Annotated in this window: 18 protein-coding genes and 1 pseudogene; 5 read left to right on the plus strand and 14 right to left on the minus strand. The window is 61.0% G+C overall.

The genetic code is table 11. From position 1 onward, the window contains the following. The first annotated feature begins 105 nt into the window (after positions 1-105). Together RB548_RS30580 and RB548_RS30585 are read left to right on the plus strand one after the other, a co-directional pair. Positions 106-1,200: a glycosyltransferase family 2 protein gene (locus RB548_RS30580; protein ID WP_331376124.1), complete on the plus strand. Its 1,095-nt coding sequence runs from the start codon at positions 106-108 to the stop codon at positions 1,198-1,200. Then, positions 1,200-2,870, plus strand: coding sequence for a GMC oxidoreductase (locus RB548_RS30585; protein ID WP_331376125.1), 1,671 nt, complete (start codon positions 1,200-1,202; stop codon positions 2,868-2,870). The genes RB548_RS30580 and RB548_RS30585 overlap by 1 nt, the downstream gene beginning before the upstream one ends. A gap of 542 nt (positions 2,871-3,412) precedes the next feature. Here RB548_RS30585 and dhaK read toward each other — a convergent pair. The 13 genes from dhaK to RB548_RS30650 all read right to left on the minus strand — a co-directional run bounded on the left by dhaK (position 3,413) and on the right by RB548_RS30650 (position 15,282). Next, on the minus strand, positions 3,413-4,408 hold the full coding sequence (gene dhaK / locus RB548_RS30590) for a dihydroxyacetone kinase subunit DhaK (protein ID WP_331376126.1): 996 nt from the start codon (positions 4,406-4,408) through the stop codon (positions 3,413-3,415). A 142-nt stretch (positions 4,409-4,550) separates the two neighbouring features. After that, positions 4,551-4,961 carry a hypothetical protein gene (locus RB548_RS30595; protein ID WP_331376127.1) on the minus strand — a complete coding sequence of 137 codons (411 nt, stop codon included), beginning with the start codon at positions 4,959-4,961 and terminating at the stop codon, positions 4,551-4,553. Next, on the minus strand, positions 4,962-6,563 hold the full coding sequence (locus tag RB548_RS30600; protein WP_331376128.1) for a putative PEP-binding protein: 1,602 nt from the start codon (positions 6,561-6,563) through the stop codon (positions 4,962-4,964). After that, positions 6,547-6,891: an HPr family phosphocarrier protein gene (locus tag RB548_RS30605; protein WP_331377163.1), complete on the minus strand. Its 345-nt coding sequence runs from the start codon at positions 6,889-6,891 to the stop codon at positions 6,547-6,549. Before RB548_RS30605 ends, RB548_RS30600 begins: the two co-directional genes overlap by 17 nt. After that, entirely contained in the window at positions 6,891-7,289 is a 399-nt protein-coding gene (gene dhaM, locus RB548_RS30610; RefSeq protein ID WP_331376129.1) for a dihydroxyacetone kinase phosphoryl donor subunit DhaM, read from the minus strand. The genes RB548_RS30605 and dhaM overlap by 1 nt, the downstream gene beginning before the upstream one ends. Beyond that, a complete protein-coding gene (dhaL, locus tag RB548_RS30615; protein ID WP_408642474.1) occupies positions 7,286-7,900 on the minus strand; it encodes a dihydroxyacetone kinase subunit DhaL in 615 nt (204 codons plus the stop codon). Before dhaL ends, dhaM begins: the two co-directional genes overlap by 4 nt. 69 nt (positions 7,901-7,969) lie before the next feature. Then, on the minus strand, positions 7,970-9,604 hold the full coding sequence (locus tag RB548_RS30620) for a dihydroxyacetone kinase subunit DhaK (protein ID WP_331376131.1): 1,635 nt from the start codon (positions 9,602-9,604) through the stop codon (positions 7,970-7,972). 40 nt (positions 9,605-9,644) lie between these two features. Continuing rightward, complete coding sequence (locus tag RB548_RS30625; RefSeq protein ID WP_331376132.1) at positions 9,645-10,652, minus strand: ABC transporter ATP-binding protein; 1,008 nt, start codon at positions 10,650-10,652, stop codon at positions 9,645-9,647. Further along, positions 10,645-11,742, minus strand: a complete 1,098-nt coding sequence (locus RB548_RS30630) for an ABC transporter ATP-binding protein (protein ID WP_331376133.1) — start codon at positions 11,740-11,742, stop codon at positions 10,645-10,647. Before RB548_RS30630 ends, RB548_RS30625 begins: the two co-directional genes overlap by 8 nt. A gap of 3 nt (positions 11,743-11,745) precedes the next feature. Next, on the minus strand, positions 11,746-11,958 hold the full coding sequence (locus RB548_RS30635) for a hypothetical protein (RefSeq protein ID WP_331376134.1): 213 nt from the start codon (positions 11,956-11,958) through the stop codon (positions 11,746-11,748). Beyond that, positions 11,955-12,908 carry a carbohydrate ABC transporter permease gene (locus RB548_RS30640; RefSeq protein WP_331376135.1) on the minus strand — a complete coding sequence of 318 codons (954 nt, stop codon included), beginning with the start codon at positions 12,906-12,908 and terminating at the stop codon, positions 11,955-11,957. Before RB548_RS30640 ends, RB548_RS30635 begins: the two co-directional genes overlap by 4 nt. Continuing rightward, entirely contained in the window at positions 12,905-13,831 is a 927-nt protein-coding gene (locus RB548_RS30645) for a carbohydrate ABC transporter permease (protein WP_408642508.1), read from the minus strand. The genes RB548_RS30640 and RB548_RS30645 overlap by 4 nt, the downstream gene beginning before the upstream one ends. Before the next feature lie 125 nt (positions 13,832-13,956). Beyond that, a complete protein-coding gene (locus RB548_RS30650; protein WP_331376137.1) occupies positions 13,957-15,282 on the minus strand; it encodes an ABC transporter substrate-binding protein in 1,326 nt (441 codons plus the stop codon). Between the two features lie 1,063 nt (positions 15,283-16,345). Here RB548_RS30650 and RB548_RS30655 point away from each other — a divergent pair. Next, positions 16,346-17,089: a hypothetical protein gene (locus tag RB548_RS30655; RefSeq protein ID WP_331376138.1), complete on the plus strand. Its 744-nt coding sequence runs from the start codon at positions 16,346-16,348 to the stop codon at positions 17,087-17,089. Then, complete coding sequence (locus tag RB548_RS30660; RefSeq protein ID WP_331376139.1) at positions 17,064-17,957, plus strand: hypothetical protein; 894 nt, start codon at positions 17,064-17,066, stop codon at positions 17,955-17,957. Before RB548_RS30655 ends, RB548_RS30660 begins: the two co-directional genes overlap by 26 nt. Positions 17,958-18,176: 219 nt before the next feature. On the opposite strand, the pseudogene RB548_RS30665 reads toward RB548_RS30660, so the two are convergent. Beyond that, positions 18,177-18,263 (minus strand): annotated as a pseudogene (locus tag RB548_RS30665) (N-acetylmuramoyl-L-alanine amidase); the annotation flags it as partial. A 354-nt stretch (positions 18,264-18,617) separates the two neighbouring features. On the opposite strand from RB548_RS30665, the gene RB548_RS30670 reads away from it, so the two are divergent. Beyond that, positions 18,618-18,857 carry a hypothetical protein gene (locus RB548_RS30670; RefSeq protein WP_331376140.1) on the plus strand — a complete coding sequence of 80 codons (240 nt, stop codon included), beginning with the start codon at positions 18,618-18,620 and terminating at the stop codon, positions 18,855-18,857. Positions 18,858-19,359: the final 502 nt, after the last annotated feature.

Genomic DNA, 19,359 nt, shown 5'->3' on the forward strand with positions numbered 1-19,359 from the left:
CATGCGATGTCGCACTGCCGCTCAACGCCGGCGCTGTAGCGGCGATCCATGTAACCCCGTGCATCGAAGGCGAGAGAATACGCCGCGAAAGGTTGAGAAAGACCGATGGATCCGATCACAACCACCGCCAGTATATCCCACTATGTCAAGGCTCGCCTGCGTCGGACCTGGAAAGCCAGGGAGGTGACGTACGAACGGCTGCTGAGTGGACTCGAGCGCGCCCGTCATGTTGTTGTCTTCGTCGTTCGTGACGAGGGGCGCCGGCTTCCCTTCTTTCTTCAATATTATCGCAATCTCGGCTTCGAGCACTTCATCTGCATAGACAACGGATCGACTGACGGCACGCGCGAGCAATTGTCAGGCTGCAGCGATGTGTCCATTGTTTCAAGCGGAGGCTCCTATAAAGGCGCGCGCTTCGGCAACGACTGGATCAACGCGGTCATCAATCGGCACTGCAGGGGCAAATGGATTCTCTACGTCGATGCAGATGAATTTTTCGTGTACCCGCACTGCGATACACAGCCGATCAGTAGTCTGACTGCCTATCTTGAATCAAACGGCAATCAGTCCATGCAGGCGGTCATGGTCGACATGTATAGTCGGAAGCCAATTCTTGAAAATATCTGCGAGGCGGGGCGGGATCCTCTTGAGATTTGCAACCTGTTCGACCGCACGGGCTACGCGTCACATTTCGACAAACGCAATCAAACAATCTGGATCAAGGGCGGCGTTCGCGGACGGGTGTACTTTCAAAACCGGATCTGGGATGGGCCTGCGCTCAACAAAGTACCGCTCATCTATATGGGCGGAGAACGCATGTTCCTGAAATCGTCGCATCAGGTTTGGCCGCTTTCCCTCAATCTTGGCGAAATGCGTGGCGCCGTCAGAATCTCGGGGGCACTTTTACATTTCAAGTTCCTGTCGACCTTCGTCAAGAAGGCAATCGATCCGCTGAACCGCGCCGAGCATACGGAAGAATACACGGCGTATACCTCAAACATCGATAATACCAACTTCCTCAGCAGCAATACGACTGAGTACAAGACGTGGGAGGACCTATCAGAGGCCGGGCTTTTGCAAGGCGTTGGATGGATATACTGGAGGAATGCGATCAATCGGGAAAGTAATGTCGCAGCTCAGCTAGAGCCATCCTGTCAGCGTGTCACGCCACGGAATTCGCTCGAAAATGGGAGTGCATAATGTTTGCAGACGCGCATGCCTTTTCGGGACCGTTTCAGGTCTGCATCGTGGGCGCGGGGCCGGTCGGGTTAGCCGTGGCTCTCGAATTGAGCCGGTTGAACATTCGCACGCTACTAATCGACGCAGGAGCGAAGCGCGCGAGACGCCCACGCCCAGACGAGGCACCCTTTGACGTTTGCGGAGACCAAAATCACTGTGGAGACCGCGAGACGCTCGGAACGGGGCTTGGCGGCACCTCAGGGTGGTGGGGAGGTAAATGCGTTGAGTTTGACGATATCGACTTTGCGAAGCGGAACTACATCGGCGATGGAAATTGGCCCATAAGCCACGGGGAGCTTTCGTCTTTTTACGAGCGAGCGCGCGCAATCCTGAGCTGCGACGCCGAAATAGACGAGCCCGCTCCCATCGAAGGGCCAGGATTTTTCCGGTCGCTCGAACGCTGGACGCGTGTGCGCGATACTGCCACAGCGAACGCAAAGGAACTTCATTCCTCGCCATACCTGACCGTCGTCTTGAACACGCGGGTACACTCGATCGGATTCGATCCCGTCGCGGGCACGGTAAGGAAGCTCGGCGTCTCCTGCAGGGGCTATTTTCACTTCATATCCGCGCAACATTTCGTATTGGCCTGCGGCGGTCGTGGAAACGCCCGGCTCTTGCTCAACCTGCAGGCGGAGTTTCCTGAGTTGTTTTCGGGCAAGGAAGGCCCGCTCGGCCGCTTCTACATGGGACATCTGGCCGGCGAGATCGCACAGGTTGAGTTCTCAAGTTCCGAGCAGGCCCGAAGTTATTGGTTCTACAGGTCTGCCAACGGCACCTTCGTGCGCAGACGATTTCAGCCGGATGCTCAACTTCAGTCGGAGCTAGGTGTCTCGAACATCGCGATGTGGCCGCAAAATCGGGACATATCCACTGCTGTCCCCGGGGACACCACCAGTTCCCTCGCATATGTGCTCAAGAACATGAAGGTCAATTCCGGGAACCGAGGACGAACAGAGCAGAGCATTGCGCCTCATCTGTGGAACCTGGCGCGCAATCCGTTGAAATCCGTCGGCTCGGCCGCGAACCTGTTGCACAAAAGGGTGCGTCTTCATGAGCCGCATTTGTTCGTGCCCGACCCGCACCATCTCTACCGTCTACGTTACCATGCAGAGCAAATACCGAACCGTGAGAGCAGGGTTTTCCTCAATGAGGCGCGCGACCGCGACGGCTCCCTTAAGCTGGACGTGGCGTTCAAATATTCCACGCAGGACTACCAGTCGACGGTCCTTGCTCATCAGGCGCTCGATCTGTGGCTCGCACGGCAAGGTATCGGCAGGCTGGTCTTCTTGGACGAGACTGAGGACCTTGAACGATTGGTCGCAATGCAGGCCAGGGACGGCTATCACCAGATTGGCCTTACCAGAATGTCTGCGAACCGTCGCGACGGGGTCGTTAATGCAGATTGTCAGGTGCATGACATCGTCAATCTCTTCGTGGCAGGCAGCTCGGTGTTTGTGACTTCGGGCCAGGCCAACCCTACCCTGCCGGCCGTCGCAATGGCAGTCCGGCTCGCCCATCACATACAACGATCATTGTGCTCTGTGGTTCCTGCGACGATATTGAGGGCGCGGCCTCCCATGGACATTTTGCCGTCACCCTCTGAGATTGCTCAGGGACTACACGACTAGACTTGATTATGGCGCATGTTGCGGTGAGCACATTTTTGCTTGCCGAGACTCTGATGGACGACTTGATGCAGAATGCCATGGCTTCGCGTGACTGGTCTGGCTATGGTGGGGCGGTGCTGCAAGTCCAGACACGACCGCAGCGGTTGGCCGCGATACGATAAGCGGCGCATCAGTCACCCGCGCCTGGTACAGATCTCAAAAAGTAGCGACAATCCGCCCCGTTTCGAGCGACAGGTGCAGAGCCGCTCCAGGCGCTCCTCGCCTTGAACCGATTCGAACCGTATCCCTTACCAGAGAGTCGCGGGGTACATCGCCTTTTTGTCGCCGTTCTGTTTGTCGGCGCCTTCGCTGGCATGGCCGTTGAGTGGTTCCTGTCCAAGATATGAAGGGGCATCACAGAACCAGGTATCGCGACCGAGGCTTGGCTGCGGATGCGTGTTCCGGAGTTGCTGAAACATCAGATGCTGCAGATCAGGCGCAGATCGTAAATACGAAGACCCAAAATTCCTCAGGGCCACCGCGCGCAGACATGAAATATCCGATCAGCTTCTCCAGCGCAGCGCCGCGGTGTCAACTGGTGCGTCCCACAAGGAAAGCTCTCGTTCCTGGAGGCGCGCAACGGTGATTGAGAGACCCGCCATGTCCAAGGAGGTGGCATAGGTTCCGACCAGCGACCGGGCGACCGTGACGCCCAGGCGCGCAAACTGCGCTCGGGCGCAATTGTAAGCGAGATAGAGCTCCGATACCGGCGTGCCACCGAAGCCGTTGAAAAAGAGGAGCAGCTTGTCGCTCCGGTCCGGCACCAGATCGCTCAGGATCGCCTCGAGCATCGTTTCCACGATTTCGTCGGCCGTCGCGAATTTGACTCGTGCACGGCCCGGCTCTCCGTGAATTCCGACGCCCATCTCCATTTCGTCTTCGTTGAGCACGAAGGTCTCCCGCTCCGTGTCAGGTACAGTGACGCCGCTGAGCGCCACCCCCATGGTGCGAATGCGGCCGTTCAGGTCCTCACCAAGCGCGCTCAGGTCGTCCAGCCGCCAGCCGGCCTCCGCCGCCGCTCCCAGCAGCTTCTCGATCACGAGGGTCCCCGCAACGCCTCTTCTGCCTTGGCTGCGCTTCGACCCGCCGGGGTTGACGTCGTCGCGCACGATCACGGTGGCGATGCGGTGCTCGGCCGCCGCGAGCTCGGCGGCCATTTCGAAATTCATGACGTCGCCGTCATAATTCTTGACGATGAGCAGACACCCCTCGCCGCCGTCCGTTTCCCGTATCGCGGCAATGATCTGGTCCGGTGTCGGAGAGGTGAAGACATGTCCGGTACAGGCGGCGTCCAGCATACCTTTCCCGACAAAACCGACATGCATCGGCTCGTGCCCGGCGCCACCGCCTGAAATGAGCGCGACCTTGCCCGGATGAAGAATGCGTCGGCGAACGAACCTCCTGTCGGCTCCGAACGCCACCAGCCGTTCGTGGGCTGCAACGAAGCCCGCGAGGCTTTCAGCCACCAGCGTCTCGGCTCGGTTCATGAATTTCTTCATCGTGCCCCTCCCACGACGCCGTGCTCTCCGGCCCTGCGCAAAATCGCCGCAACGCTGCAATCTCGACACCGGTGCCCTCGATCGGACTCGAACTTGGAGGGTCTTCCCGGGAAAGCGACGTACTGAAACACATCGCGACCCTCTAATCCACCGTTGCGACCAGTTTCGCCATGTTCCGGACGAGTTCCTCGATCGCTTCGTCGAACAGGCGGTTCTTCTTTTCGTCGCCAAGATCCGGAACAATCAGCGAGAGCTGGCGCAGCTTCTCCGCGCTTCCGAAATCCGGCAGCTTGCCGGGGTGCGCGGACTGATAGGCCTGAACGAAGCGCTCCTGTTCGCCCGGGCTGAAGTGGCAGACACGGAAGATCGTCGCGAGATGACGCGCCGGCAGCGGAGTGGAATAGGTTGGACTTGTCACCTGCGTCACAAAGCTGCGATGCTTGCCGAGTGCTGCGGCGAGCCGCTGGCGGGTTCCCGACGGCCGATTGTCGATGATTTGCGCCAGCATCGTCTTGTAGGCGATGATCGCGTCTTCAACTGTGTCGCGCGACATTCACTTCATCTCCGCCGCGGCCCGGCCGTCCGAGTACATGCCGCCGATTGTGGATCTTATGGTCGCCAAGCGATTGGTCGCCACCGAGAAGTGGCGAAGGCCCGCAGCCATGAGCGCCGGTACATGCCGGGGGTCGGAGGCCATCTCGCCGCAGATCCCGATCGGTTTTTTCATCGCCTCGGCAAGCGCCACGCCCTGCGCGATTACCCTTAAGACAGCCGGCGTGGCGGCGGCGTAAAGCGCGGCGACGCTTTGGTCGTCCCTTGCGGCCGCCGCAAGATATTGCGCCAGATCGTTTGTCCCGAAGGAGAAGAAGTCCGAGCGCGAAAAGCGATCGAGCGTCAGCGCCGCCGCCGGAACCTCCACCATCATGCCGATCTCCGGCATGCGCGTTTGCACGCCCCTCCTGCCAAGCGCGGCCGACTCCTCTTCGAAGATCGCCCGCATCGCATCGAATTCCTCCGGCACCGTGACCATTGGCAGGAGGACGCCGAGATTGCCGTGCGCCGCTGCCCGCAACAGGGCGCGCGCCTGCAAACGGGCTATTTCCGGAAGCGCCAGGAGCAGCCGGATGCCTCGTCTTCCCATGAACGCTTCGCTCTCCTTGGCCCCGACGCCCAACTCCTTCTTATCGCCGCCGAGATCCAACATGCGCATAATCACCGGTGCATCACCTGCCCAGTCCAGCGCCTGCCTATAGATGTCGTAATGTGTTTCCTGATCGAAGACATTGCCCAAAAACTCTGTCCGCATCAGGCCGATGCCCGCGACCGACGAGGGATCGATGGATTTGAGCTCGAACGGATCATTGACGATCGCCGACAGGCGGATCGCAACCCCGTCAACCGTCTCGATCACGCCTCCCGTTCGAGACGGAGCAGGTGGCCTTGCCTCGTTTGTTCTCGACCGCGCCTCGTGAATCTGCTGATCTTCAGGCGCGACAACCACCCGGCCGTCGTTCGCATCGACAAGCACGCCCACGCCATTGGCGACTTCGAACCGCCCGGTTGCCACGACCATAGGGACCGAACGGCTGCGGGCGAGCATGGCCACGTGGCTGGAAACACTGCCTTCAAAGAGGATGATGCCGCCGCCGGCGGTCCAGTCATGCTGAAGGAAGAGGCTGGGCTCAAGGTCCTTGCCGACAAAAACCGAACCCGGCGCGAAGTCCTCCAGAGGGCGGCCCGTCAATGCGCTGAGGACGCGATTGCGGATATCGACGATGTCGACTGCGCGGGCACGGAGCTGCTCGTCGGGTGCCTGCTCGATATCGCCGATATAATCGTTGAGCGCGCCAAACCAGGCGAGTGCGGCGCCATGGCCTGCGATGATCCTGCGCTCGGCCATTTCGACGAGAGCCGGATCGAGCAACATCTCGATCTGGAAGTCGAGAATGCCGGCACTTTCCTCGTCCGACCGGGCCGCGAGGGCCTCGAGCTCCACGAGGGCGGTGGCGACGGCATGCCGCAGCTTGTCGCCCTCCGCGGCCACCGTGTCGAGGAGCGCAGGTACCTCCGCCATAACATCGGCAGCGAGGTGGGCGGGCCCGACCCCCACGCCCGGAGAGGCGGAGACCCCGGTGATTTCAAGCGCTTCGGCCATGCTTCTTTTCTTCATCGAAATCGCGCTCGACGAGCGCCTTGAGCGCATGGATCGCTTCCGCGGCGCGTAAGCCTCGGGCTCGGATTTTCAGGATCGAACCCCTCCGAATCCTCGCCCCCATGATCTTGACGATGCTCTTGCCGTTCAGCCAGACGTTGCTGTCGTTGACCTCGATCTCGACAGTGCAGGGAAACGATTTCGCGAGCCGCGTGAAAACGACCGACGGGCGAGCATGCAGCCCGAAACCGTGCGTCACCTCGATCTCCGCCTGGCAGTAACCCTGCGTGTCCACTGCCTCGGGCGCTTCCCGTCGCGGCCTGTTGTCCATCACGGCGACAGTTCCTCCGCGGTCGCCACGACGCGGGCAAGAGCCGCCCCGCCCGAAGCTTCGGCCGCTGCCATCACCGCCCCCTCGACAAGCGGCGCATCGCAAATGATCACCCTTCCGGAACGCGGCTCCCCGAGCATCTCGATCGCCATTTCGCTGTTGGTCTCCGCGCCGCCGAGATCGACGAAAACGGCAACCCCGGCGTCCGACCACGCCTCTTCGATCGCGGCCAATATGCCGGCCGCATGCGTGCCGAGCCCGCCCTCTGCATTGCCGCCCGACCAGGCGAGCGGCACGCAATCGCCGACCATCTGGCGCACCATGTCGGCAGCACCCTGCGCGACAAGCGGCGAATGCGACACGATGACGACGCCGACATTTGCGGATTTCGGGGTCATGCCAGGCATTGCTCCTCCAAGAAACGACAGATCGCCGCCGTCAGCAGCGCACAGCTCTTCGCGCCCGGATCGATGTGTCCGATCGACCGGTCGCCGAGAAACGATGCGCGACCGCGCATCGCCTTCATGCCGAAAGTGAGGCTTGCCGCTCGCTCGGCCTCTTCGGCTATCCCCGCCAGGCCCGCGCGCCTTACCACTTCGGCATGCACCGGGTAAAGCACGTCGAGCAGCGTCTTGTCTCCGGCCTGTGCGCGCCCACGCCGCGCGACGGCGCCGATCGCACGTTCGAACGCGCGCGGAAACTCGGCCTGCTCGCTCAGGCCGGCCATCTGCCGGCCGATCTCGATCAGCAGCGTCCCGTAGAGCGGACCGGCCGCGCCGCCGACGCTCATGACGAGAGTGAGGCCGATCTCCTCCACCGCTTTCGGCAACGGAAGCCCAGCGAGCCGGCTTCGCTCGGCGTAAACCGCTTCGCAGCCGCGCCGCATGTTGGTGCCGTGGTCACCGTCGCCGATCGCCCTGTCGAGTTCCGACAGATGGTCGGCATTGGCCGCGATCGCCTCCCGGCAGACATCGATCAACCCGCCTATGAGCGCTGCGTTCGACGGCACAACGGACACCTCTTAACACCCTCTTGGTCGATCATACTCGTGATCGACCGTCACCGTTAGAGCGCCTGCCTACCGAAGCCCCGCTGCAACCTCGAACACGGCCGCCACGGCCATGGCGCCCGGGTCCGGCACGCCGTCGAGATCCCGTTCGCCGACGTAAGAAGCGCGTCCGGCCTTCGCCTTCTTCATCGCCCGGGTCGCGTCGGCGCCGGCGCGCGCTGCGGAGGCGGCGGCGGAAAGGCCACCGGCCTTGAGGGCACGCAGCGCCGGGTCCAGGGCGTCCACCATCGTGCGGTCGCCGACCGCCGCGCCACCGTAGAAGGTCATCCGCTCGAGCCCGGCCAGCAGCGCGCTCGCCATGTCCTTGGTGTCGGAATAGGCCTTGGCGGCGGCGGTGAAGAAGATCGACAGGAGCACGCCGCTCGAGCCACCCATGCTGGTGCTGAGAATGCTGCCGATCGACGAGAGCGTCGCGGCGATGTCCTTCAGTGGCAGCCTTTCGATATGGGCAAGAACGCTGCGCGAACCCGTCGCCACGGTCGAGCCGGTATCGCCGTCGCCGGCCCGGGCGTCGAGATGGTTGAGCTCCGCTTCGAGTGAGAGCAGATGATCGCAGATCTCCGCGATCAGCCGATCGGCGGCCGGATCGTGACTAGCTGCCGCGGACTGAGCGGCGGGCACGGCAATCACCGGCAGAACGGAGACATCATGCCGCTCGATGGCGGGTATCCAGGCATGCGGGCCGACGGGCGATTTCAATGCCGCCTCACTCTCGCCATCAAGCCGGATGAGCGAAAGCGAAAAGCCGTTCATGTTGAGCGCCGTCATCATCGGCGCGGGGCCTATCGTCAGTTTCACACGCGTGGCGAGTGACGAGGAAAGGACCGCGTGGGCGATCAATCCCATCTCGAGCGGCGGGACGGCACCGAGATTGTTGATGAGAAGCGCATAGCGGCCGTCTCCCGGCAAAGCTCTGGAGAGCCGCTCAGACATCGTGGCAACAATGCTGCGCGCCTCCTGTAGGGCGATCCGTTCGGCGCCGGGTTCGCCGTGGATGCCGAGCCCCAGTTCCCCCTCGTCGGCCTCGAGCCGCTCCGCATGGGCCTGGCCGGGAATGGAGCAGGAGGAGAGCGACACGCCGAGCGAAACGATGTCGCGCGCGGCCGAGCGGGCGGCGGCGGCAACGGTCTCGAGATCCGCATCCTGCTCGGCCAAATGCCCCGCAATCTTGTGGACGAAGAGCGTTCCGGCGACGCCGCGCGGCTGAGCGATATCCGGCAGCGCGATGTCGTCAGCAACGATCACCATCTCGACGCGAAAGCCTTCGACGCGCGCCTTTTCCGCCGCGAGCCCGAAATTGAGGCGATCGCCGGTATAGTTCTTGACGATCAGCAGGCAGCCCTTCGGCCCGGTCACCGCGCGGATTGCGGTCAGCACCGCATCGACGCTCGGCGAGGCGAAGATCTCGCCGGAAACCGCCGCAGTCAACATGCCTTTTCCGACAAAGCCCGCATGCGACGGCTCATGGCCGGCCCCGCCGCCGGAGACGACCGCAACCTTCGCCTTGTCCCAGTCGGCGCGCAGGACGACCTTGATTTCAGGATAGCTGTCGAGGCGCGCGAGGGTGCCGGGTGGCGCGGTCTGGAGCAGGCCGTCCAGCGCCTCGGTGACGATGTTTTCCTTGCGGTTGAAAAAGTGCTTCATCGTGCTCATCCGATTACCTTGTCGATTAATCCCCGCAGCATCAGCGCAGCCGCTCGCCGGCCGACCCAAAATAAAGGGGCTGTCTCAGCGAAAGGTTGATCCGGTCGCCTGGTTTGATGGAGAGATAGGGATCCGCAAGCGTCACGAGCTTGTGGCCCTTCACCCGGATGTGCAGGTGGTTCTGATCGCCAAGGTGCTCGATCCAGTCCACTTCGGCGTTGCCACGAGCATGTGTGGCGATCTCCAGATGTTCGGTCCGCGCGCCGATCGTCAGCGCGCCGGAAGGTGGTGCGGCGCCGGGCAGGAGGTCTATGGGAAGCAGGTTTATGTGCGGTTGGCCGAGGCGCGCGGCGACATGCAGATTGGCGGGGTCCGCGTAGATCTCCCGCGGCGTGCCGATCTGCACGAGGCGGCCCTCGGAAAGGATGCCGATGCGGTCGGCCATCGTCATGGCTTCGATCTGGTCATGAGTGACGTAGAGAAGCGTGGAGCTCAATTCGTTCTGGATTCGCTTCAGCTCCAATCGGAGTTCGGCCCGCAGCTTCGCGTCGAGCGACGAAAGCGGCTCGTCCATCAGATAGATCGCCGGGCGGCGCACGAGCGCGCGGCCGATCGCGACGCGCTGCATCTCGCCGCCCGAAAGCCGTGTCGAACGATTTTCGAGTTTGTGTTCGATCCACACCATGCGCGCCACCTCGCGCACGCGGCGGTCGATCTCCTCACCGCTGAGCCGTCGGGCCGGAGAGCGCAGCGGAAAGGCGAGATTGTCGTAGACGCTCAAATGCGGATAGAGCGAATATTGCTGGAAGACGAAGGCGACGTCCCGCTCGGCAGGCGATTGCCGGCCGACATCGCGACCGGCAATCGTCACCCGGCCCTTGTCCGGCTTTTCGAGGCCGGCGATCAAGCGCAGCGTGGTCGTCTTGCCGGCGCCCGTCGGCCCGAGAAGAACGACGAATTCCCCATCCCGGATGGTCAGCGAAAGATCGTCGACCGCCACCGTGTCACCGAAGGTCTTGCCGATACCATGAACAACGACCTCAGCCATGACGGGCCTCCTGATAGAGGGCCGACGCGATCGCCCTGCCCGAGGCGCAATCGAAGACGGCGAGTTTCGCAGGATTGAATTCAAGACCCACGGTCTCGCCGGGCTTGAAGCTGCGGTCGGTCGACACGCGCGCCTTGAGAATGCCGGAGGCGGTTTCGACCGCAACGATCTGGTTGGTGCCGAGATACTCGCTGCCGTAGACGGCGCCGCGAAGACGGGATGAATCGTTGAAGCGGATATGCTCCGGGCGGACGCCGAGCGCCAGTTCGCCTGGCAAGACATCCTCTCCCACCTCCGGCACCGCGACCTCGATACCCTCGAGGGCGACCGATCGCGTCCCCCGCTGCAGCCCCGAATGGAATCGCATGAAGTTCATCGACGGCGAGCCGATGAAGTCGGCGACATACATCGAGGCCGGGCGGTTGTAGATTTCCTGCGGCGTGCCGAATTGCTCGATCACGCCATGATTCATGACCGCGATCTTGTCGGCCATCGCCATGGCCTCGTGCTGGTCGTGGGTCACGTAGACCGTTGTCGCGTGGATACGATTGTGAAGCTCGCGCAGCTCATGGACCATGACCTCGCGGAACTCAGCGTCGAGCGTGCCGAGCGGCTCGTCCATCAGGAAGCATTTGGGCCGCCGGATGATCGCCCGCCCGAGCGCGACGCGCTGGCGGTCGCCGCCGGCGAGCCCCGAAACCGACCGGTCGAGGATGTGATCGATCCTGAGGAGCTTCGCGGTCTCCTCGACACGGGCGCGGATTTCCGCCTTCGGCACGCCCTGCGACAGAAGCGGGAAACCGATGTTCCGGCGCACATTCATGTGCGGATAAAGCGCGAAGAGCTGGAAGACGAAGGCGATGTCGCGGGCGCTCGCCCGGTTGTTCGTAACGTCCTCGCCATCGAGATAAATCTTGCCGCTGGTCGGCAGCTCGAGCCCGGCGATCATCCTGAGCGTCGTCGTCTTGCCGCAGCCTGACGGCCCAAGCAGCGCCAGAAACTCGCCGTCCTGGACCGTGAAACTCGAATCCTCGACAGCGACGAAATCACCGAACTGCTTGCGCAGGTTTACGATCTTGATCTCGGACATCGCTTACTCCGGAAATTTCGAGACGATGACGAACATGACGGTTCCAGTCAGCAGCATGGCCAGCGAATAGGTGTAAAGCGCCAGCAGGAACGGCTGGAACAGCATCAGGAAGCCGCCAGCGATCAGCACGGTCGCGATGTTTTCCATCGGGCCTCGCCGCAGGAAGAAAGCTCGCCTCTGCCGGATCGGGCTGGTGGGTTCTCGCGTGTTCGTCATTTGCGGACCGCTCCGAAGGTGATGCCGCGCAGCAACTGCTTGCGCAGGATGATGGTGAAGACGAGGATCGGCACCAGGAAGATCGTCGTGCCGGCGGCAACCGCCGGCCAATCCTGCCCGCCTTCGCCGATGATCGTCGGTATGAACGGCGGCGCGGTCTGCGCCGAGCCCGAAGTCAAGAGCACTGCGAAGGCATATTCGTTCCAGGCGAAGATCAGGCAGAAGATCGCAGTCGCCGCAATCCCGGTGGTCGCCTGGGGTAACACGACCTTCCAGAAAGCCTGCAGGCGGGTATAGCCGTCGATCATCGCGGCCTCCTCGTATTCGCGTGGGATCTCGTCGATGAACCCCTTGAGCAACCAGACGGCGAGCGAGACGTTGACGGCGGTATAGAGGAGGATCATGCCGAGCGCCGTGTCGGAAAGGCCGAACTGGCGGTACATGAGATAGATCGGGATCGCGACCGCGATCGGCGGCATCATCCGGGTCGAAAGGATGAAGAACAGTAAATCGTCGGCGAGCGGCACGCGGAAGCGCGAGAAGCCATAGGCCGCAAGCGTTCCGAGCGAGACGGCAAGGAAGGTCGAGCCGAAGGCGATCAGGAGCGAATTGCCGAAGCGCGGCCAATAGTTCGAGGGGCCGGCTATGACCATGTTGCGGCTGCGGGTGATCTCGTCGCATGTTCCCGTCGGCGGCGGCAGCGCTTGGATATAGTCTGGCGTCTGCCGCGTGCGCGTCGTGAAGAGGTTGCAGAAACCCTCGAGGGTCGGCGTGAAGACGACCTTCGGCGGATAGCTGATCGAATCCGGCGGCGACTTGATGCTCGTCAGAAAGATCCAGGCGAGCGGGATCATCATCACCAGCGCATAGAGGATGACGATCGTGCCGGCGATGCGCTTGGCGGTCGGCGTCGGCTCGACCACGGAGTGGGCGGTATTGACCGAACTCATCGCTGTTTCACCTTGTTGAGCGCTTTGACGTAGATGTTGGCGAGGCCGAACACGGCGACGAAAAGAATGATCGCGAAGGCCGAAGACCGTCCGGTGAGCCAGCTTTCAAAGGCCTCGCGCTTCAGCGTGATCGACGCGACCTCGGTGGTCGAACCAGGCCCTCCGCCCGTCAGCAGCATCACCATGTCGAACATTTTGAAATTCTCGATGCCCCGGAAGAGCACGGCGAGCATGATGAAGGGCAAGGCCATCGGCACGGTGATCGACCAGAACTGGCGCCAGGCGGAGGCGCGGTCGACCTCGGCGGCCTCGTAGATGTAGTCCGGGATGGATCTGAGGCCGGCAAGGCAGATCAGCATGACATAGGGCGTCCACATCCAGGTATCGACGATGATGATCGCCCAGGGTGCCAAGGTCACAGAGCCGAGCATCTCGAAGGATGACGGCGGAATGCCCGTGAAGAACGAGACGATATAATTGAAGAGGCCGATCTGCGGCTGGTAAAGGAACCGCCAGAAATTGCCGACGACCGCCGGCGACAGCATCATCGGAATGAGGATGACGGTCGTCCAGAAGGCATGGCCGCGGAACTTGCGGTCGATCAGATAGGCGAGCGCGAAGCCGATGACCGTCTGGAGCAGGATCGTCCAGAAGACGAAATGCGCCGTCGTCTGCATGGCGATCCAGATGTCCGGGTCGTTGAGCACCCGCTGGTAGTTGCGCAGACCCACGCCGTCGACTTCGGCGTTGGGGCGATTGGCACGGAAATTCGTGAAAGACAGATAGACCGCCCAGATCAGCGGGAAGATATTGATCGCAAGCAGTAAGGCGATCGTCGGCGTGATGAAGAGCCAGGCGATGGCACGGTCGGAAAGACCGCGCACCCGAACCGCGATCGTCGTCGGCGTAGCGTGGGCAAGCATGTCGGCGGATCGCTCCGCAATAGTGGAAGGGGCATCGGTCACTGACGTCACCTGAATTCAAGGAAGAATCGGGTTCGAGGCCGACGGCCCGGACCTTCGCAGCCGGGCCGTGTTGCTATGGGAGCCTAGAGCTTGCCCTCGTCCTCGAAGATTTCCTTCCAGTCGCTGACGAGAGAGTCGAGCGCCTCTTGCGCCGTGCCCTGGTCCGCAACGACATAGTCATGCAGGCGCTTCTGCATGGCCTGCAGCAGGATCGCGTAGGACGGCTCCTGCCAGAAATCCTGCACCTGGTTCATCGCCACGAGGAAATCGGCCGCGAAGGGCTGGCTGGCCTTGAAGGACGGATCGTTCAGGACTGCGTTGTGCACGGCGTAGCCGCCGAGCGCCCACCATTTCTTCTGCACGTCGGGCTGAGCGAACCACTTGATGTAGGCGAGCGCGCCGTCCATGTTGTCGGTATTGGCGACGACGGACATCCCCTGCCCGCCGAGCGTCGAGGCGGCGACCTTCTGCTTGGGGTTGACGAAGAACCCGATCTTGTCGCCGCCGACCTTCTCGTCCTTGTAGAGGCCGGGGAAGAAGGCGAACCAGTTCATCGCCATCGCCACCTGGCCGGATTTGAAGGCGTCGAGCCCCTCGCCCATGTAGCTGTCTGTATAGCCGGGCGGCTGGCAGCATTTGTAGAGAGACTTGTAGGCTTCGAGGCCCGCCACGGCATCCGCGGAATTGACGGCGCCGTCCATGTCGTATTTGCCGCCGGTCTGCTCGTATTTGAAGCCGTACGGATAGAGCGCCGAGGTCGCGCCCATGGTGATGCCTTCGGAGGCGCGTTCGGTGAAGATCGCGGCCCCATAGACCTTCTGGCCATCAATTTCGCGACCGGTGAAGAATTCGGCGACTTGCTTCAGTTCATCCCAGGTCTGCGGCGGCCCGAGGTCACGGCCGTATTTCTCCTTGAACTCGGCCTGCAATTCCGGTTTGGCGAACCAGTCCTTGCGATAGAACCAGCCGTTGGCGTCGCCCATGGCCGGCAGCGCCCAATAGTTCGGCGTGCCTTTCGGCCAGGTGGAATAGGCATTGACCGCGGCTTCGGCGAAGTCGCTCATCTTGATGCCTTCCTTGTCGAAGAAATCGTTGAGCTTGACGTAGTAGCCGTTTTCGGCGGAACCGCCGATCCATTGGCTGTCGCCGATCAGGAGATCGCAGAGCTTGCCGCCCGAATTGAGCTCGTTGAGTATGCGGTCGGCGAAGTTCGGCCACGGCACGAACTCGAACTTCATCGTGGTGCCGGTCGCTGCGGTAAAATCCTTGGAGAGCTCGACCAGCGCATTCGCCGGGTCCCAGGCTGCCCAGCACAGCGTCAATTCGTCGGCCTTCGCCATTCCCGGTATCGCCGTCGACAGCACGAGTGCCGACGACATGCCCATCAGGGCCCTCGTCATCTTCCGCATGTATTCCTCCCAGATACAGAACCGACCGACGCCGGCCTCGGAAAATTCTCCCTTGCTCACATGCCCACGCTACACTCCCTCATGTTGAGCAATGTGTTTAGTAATATACGTTTTACTAAACACATCAAGTGCAAATCGTCGCTGCAACGCAGCATGGATAGGGAGGAGAGGGCCAGGACAGAGAGCGTGCCAACGCTCCCGGTCAGCCTTTGTTGTGGCTCACGAAGACCGTGCTTGCGTCGCTGACGTTCGATACGTGCCAATACCCTCCAGAATGAGGCAACTAAACAATATCAAATAGTATCTCTTGGCACGCACATTGCCTGCACTCGATACCCGCCAGGGCCTGCTCGACTGCGGCTGCGTCTCCGGTTGCAACGGCATCGATCAAGGGATTCCCCGCGGCGGCCATTGTCGCCGTAAAAACCAGCGTTACGGATGCCGGCAAGCCGCGCATGATCAATTTCCGACTTTGCTGGAAATATCATGGGTACTTGATTTCCGGTAGCCAGCACCGGCGGCGGTGGTCATTCCGTTGCCCTCAATGGTCTCGGGATTCTGTGGTGCCCCCGTGGCGCTGGCGCTCAAGCCGGACGGGCAGGCCGGGCCCCTTGCACTCAGGACGCTGTGCCGACAACGGTTTCCCGTAACCGGTGCCGCTTTTTTTGACTAATTCCGGGAGGAGGCCCCGAAGATCCTCGATGCGGATTTCGCTTCGAACGGCAAGCGGACTGCTCTTCTCCACTGCCAGCAGATAGCGCTTTATGCGCGATGGAGACGAAGCGTCAGCGAGCCAATATTCTCGGCTTGAGCAAGGGGGCGTGAACCGGCAATCCATTAATGCGCGGAATGACCCCAACGAGGCGATCCCGTCCGAGTTGGCCCACCTCGATGGAACCACGCAAACAAGCCTGCATCTGCCAGCTCATTTTATATCGGTTGGACGACATAGCCCCGATTGCAGATCCAACACGTTATTATAATATCCAAATATAGCAGTGTGGTGGGTTAACATCCAAAAAACTTATTGTGCGCGTGAAGCCTCTCTATCCGCGAGTGTCACATGACGAATGTGTTCAAGGAATCTGCGGCACCTTACGTTCTTGTGCTTCTTTTAAGCCTCGCAGGGTGGATGTTTAACTCGGCAATTGAAAACGCCTCGAAACTGCGCGTTGTCGAATATCGGGTCGAGGACGGAACCACAGGCGGAGTAGCTACCAAGACCATCTTTCTTCGTAATAGGTCCATGTCGGGGGCCGTTAACGCCGGAAACTTCCTTATAACCTGCGTTCTACCTGGCGGGGGCAAGCCGTGTCTCGCCAAGTTGCCTACCGTTGGCACGGAGGCGCAATTTCTTCAGAGCGGAAACGTCATTCTCGCTTCGAATCCATCGGTCATTCCGGACGATAAGGTCGCGGTGCCTGCGCTCATTCCGCCCCGCGGCGCAGTGGCTTACAGGATAGGAGTGAGCGACGTCAAAGCGTCGCTTCGACTCGTCTACAACGTCGAGTTCGATCCCGTTCTTAACAAGCAGGCCGATGCCGAAATCATGCTCGTCGAGGATAGGAAGTTCGATTGGTCGAACTGGAACGATGCCTCCGATCATATCCTGGCATTTGTCCTCGGAAATTACATTCCCTTATTGTTCTCTGGAATTGTCGTCCTGACGGGCTCCATAGCCATTTGGCTTGTGATCCAGCTTCTAAGCTCAATATTCACCTCTTCAAAAAAAGAAACTGAGAACAAGACTGTGCTCAAAGTGACCGTTGGAGGAATCACCCATGACGTCACTGTGGAAGAAGTTTAGTGCTGCCTTCGTCGGCTCCGCACTGATGTGGGGCGGCTGGACCGCGGCAGGGACCGCGGATGTCCTCAGAAAGGTTGTGATCGTCACCCGCTCCACGCCGGCAACAGGCGAGAAGTTCGTTGCCGCCCGAATCTGGCGGAGCATTGACGGCGGCGAGTGGAAGGAGCTCCAAGGAAACCGTCCCACGATCGGTATCATGGAGTCAATGGAAGCCAAGTGCGACACGTCGATATCCTACAAGGCTGCGGCCATGTGGAACACGCACACACGAGACATCAGCGCGACCGCTCCCTGCAACGAGCCTGAAGTCGTGTTCAATGATTTCATCCCAACGGACCAAGCGAGCATCGACCCGGCAGCACTCTCCAGTCGTAAGACCTGGATCGCAGTCCTCGGCGGCACTTCTTCCGCAGTGGCTAAGGGAGAGGCGTTTGCATCGACTTTTCAAACCGCGATCCTGAACGGGGAATACGGGGTTGTGGCAATCGCCAGCAGCGAGCTTGCGGCACAGTTGCGCGCGGCCGGAAGGATAAAGGACGCAAACATCTTTGCGTCCTTGTCGGTTGACGCAACGCTCAGCGGAATAGCGCAAACACAGGAGATTCCGCCTGAGGACTTGAAGAATTTGACTTCGCAGAAAAGCGGAAGTTTTATCGTCCTCAGCAACAAGGCCCAGAAAGTTATCGAGGACTATCAACTTAACGATCTCGGTATCTCCGCCGATGCACAAAGCTTCGGAAAGATAGACTGGCAGACCATGCGAAGCATTCCGGGTGGAAAAAGTACAAGTGCCGTGGAATGGGAGCTGCCCTCCGACGCACTGACGTCCTTCGACGTGCAGCAGTTTTCGATCAACCGGGAAATGTGAGTATGCTGCCGACCGCGTCCAGAACTTGATCTTATCCCTTCGCCCTGAGGGCCGAAATGAGCGGATCGCAATCAGCGCCGGCACCGCGCTGCCGACGATCCCGATCGTCATGGGATACTTGCCGGGATTGAACGGCTGCTCGTGAGTCACCCGTGCAGCCCAGCGAGACGCCGATGGAGCACCAGTTTCTCAGCGCTCCAGTTCATTCAGCGCCGCACTCACGGCGATGACCGTGTCGCTACCCGCGTCACCATCAGCGCCATACTTCGGCAGCGAGAACCCGCGCGCGATCAAGCGCCGCTGCAGAGACTACACGGGCTTGTCCATACTTCGCCTTTGTTGTGCGGAAAAATGGTCCGAACGCCCGGCAGGCAACGGAATCGCCGGATGCAAGAGCGGCCTAAATCCATTGAGCGAATGGCCGCCGGTCTACGGTCGTGATTAGCTTGCTTCAGCCGTCTCACACGAGGAGGAGCGGTTAGAGGCCTGGCGGTCCCGTCGATCATGCACGCTGGGCCTCGTTTGCGATTGGCTGCGTGGCACATAGGAGAATGTGGAGGAAATGTGCTGGCTCCGCTTGGACCGCAACTAAGCGGTGAGCAAGGTCGCCCTGGGACTATCAGAGGGGCTACTCGTGAAATCCAAAATTGTTGCCGTGCCATGCACTACCACGATTTTATCTTTGTGCGCTTCCAGGTCGGCGGACAGCAAAGCCAGCTACGTATTTTCAACACTTTACCAAACCTCACCTGCGAGCAGTTGGCGCTTGAAGCGCTGCCTGTTTCGTCGCACGCGATTGCCGCGTCCGGCGTACAAGACAAGAAAGCCGGAAACGATGCGGCAGCCATGGCCGTTGGCTTGGGTGCTGTTCGGGCCGGCTGTATTCCTGACGAAGGGTGATGGAGCATCTGCTGCAGAAGTTACGCGCGTCAAGGGTGAGATGCAGGCTATTGAAGAGGACTCGATCCGCAAGAATTGCGGGATCAAATTAGCGAAGCCAGAGCCGAAGAAATCGAAATCGGCGCCGAAGAAGTCGTAGGTCGAATCCGGCGACTTTCCGCTGCGCATTCCGAGAACAGGCCAAGTGCAGTTCCCAACCTGCAAGTCTGACCGAGTGACCGTTGTGGCGAGGTCGGGCTCCATTCAGGAAGACCTCCACGGCGGAAGCGACCGCCTCCCGCGCCTCTTCGTCAGACGGCGGCGGGCGGAGCGCAAAAATGACCTAAAGAAGGTTGTCGCGGATCATGCCGACAAAGTGCCGGGCCAGGCGCGGGCAGTCTTCAGCGCGAATTTCCCTCGTTCTCTCGCGAATTCAAGGACTCGGCGAGCCGGGAGGTGGCCCGGCCCCTGTTGTCTGTCGAACAAGATGCAACCTGGTGGTAACTTAACCCATTGACGCGAC

This window comes from Sinorhizobium chiapasense (assembly GCF_036488675.1).
Lineage (GTDB): Bacteria > Pseudomonadota > Alphaproteobacteria > Rhizobiales > Rhizobiaceae > Sinorhizobium > Sinorhizobium chiapasense.

Bases quoted from the DNA above. Each gene is read 5' to 3' on its own strand.
- RB548_RS30580 (WP_331376124.1), top strand. From the start codon at position 106: ATGGATCCGATCACAACCACCGCCAGTATATCCCACTATGTCAAGGCT.
- RB548_RS30645 (WP_408642508.1), bottom strand. From the start codon at position 13,831: ATGCTTGCCCACGCTACGCCGACGACGATCGCGGTTCGGGTGCGCGGT.
- RB548_RS30620 (WP_331376131.1), bottom strand. From the start codon at position 9,604: ATGAAGCACTTTTTCAACCGCAAGGAAAACATCGTCACCGAGGCGCTG.
- RB548_RS30625 (WP_331376132.1), bottom strand. From the start codon at position 10,652: ATGGCTGAGGTCGTTGTTCATGGTATCGGCAAGACCTTCGGTGACACG.
- RB548_RS30585 (WP_331376125.1), top strand. From the start codon at position 1,200: ATGTTTGCAGACGCGCATGCCTTTTCGGGACCGTTTCAGGTCTGCATC.
- RB548_RS30600 (WP_331376128.1), bottom strand. From the start codon at position 6,563: ATGGCCGAAGCGCTTGAAATCACCGGGGTCTCCGCCTCTCCGGGCGTG.
- RB548_RS30605 (WP_331377163.1), bottom strand. From the start codon at position 6,891: ATGGACAACAGGCCGCGACGGGAAGCGCCCGAGGCAGTGGACACGCAG.
- RB548_RS30640 (WP_331376135.1), bottom strand. From the start codon at position 12,908: ATGAGTTCGGTCAATACCGCCCACTCCGTGGTCGAGCCGACGCCGACC.
- RB548_RS30660 (WP_331376139.1), top strand. From the start codon at position 17,064: ATGACGTCACTGTGGAAGAAGTTTAGTGCTGCCTTCGTCGGCTCCGCA.
- dhaK (WP_331376126.1), bottom strand. From the start codon at position 4,408: ATGAAGAAATTCATGAACCGAGCCGAGACGCTGGTGGCTGAAAGCCTC.
- RB548_RS30595 (WP_331376127.1), bottom strand. From the start codon at position 4,961: ATGTCGCGCGACACAGTTGAAGACGCGATCATCGCCTACAAGACGATG.
- dhaM (WP_331376129.1), bottom strand. From the start codon at position 7,289: ATGACCCCGAAATCCGCAAATGTCGGCGTCGTCATCGTGTCGCATTCG.
- RB548_RS30630 (WP_331376133.1), bottom strand. From the start codon at position 11,742: ATGTCCGAGATCAAGATCGTAAACCTGCGCAAGCAGTTCGGTGATTTC.
- RB548_RS30650 (WP_331376137.1), bottom strand. From the start codon at position 15,282: ATGCGGAAGATGACGAGGGCCCTGATGGGCATGTCGTCGGCACTCGTG.
- RB548_RS30670 (WP_331376140.1), top strand. From the start codon at position 18,618: ATGCACTACCACGATTTTATCTTTGTGCGCTTCCAGGTCGGCGGACAG.
- RB548_RS30655 (WP_331376138.1), top strand. From the start codon at position 16,346: ATGACGAATGTGTTCAAGGAATCTGCGGCACCTTACGTTCTTGTGCTT.
- RB548_RS30635 (WP_331376134.1), bottom strand. From the start codon at position 11,958: ATGACGAACACGCGAGAACCCACCAGCCCGATCCGGCAGAGGCGAGCT.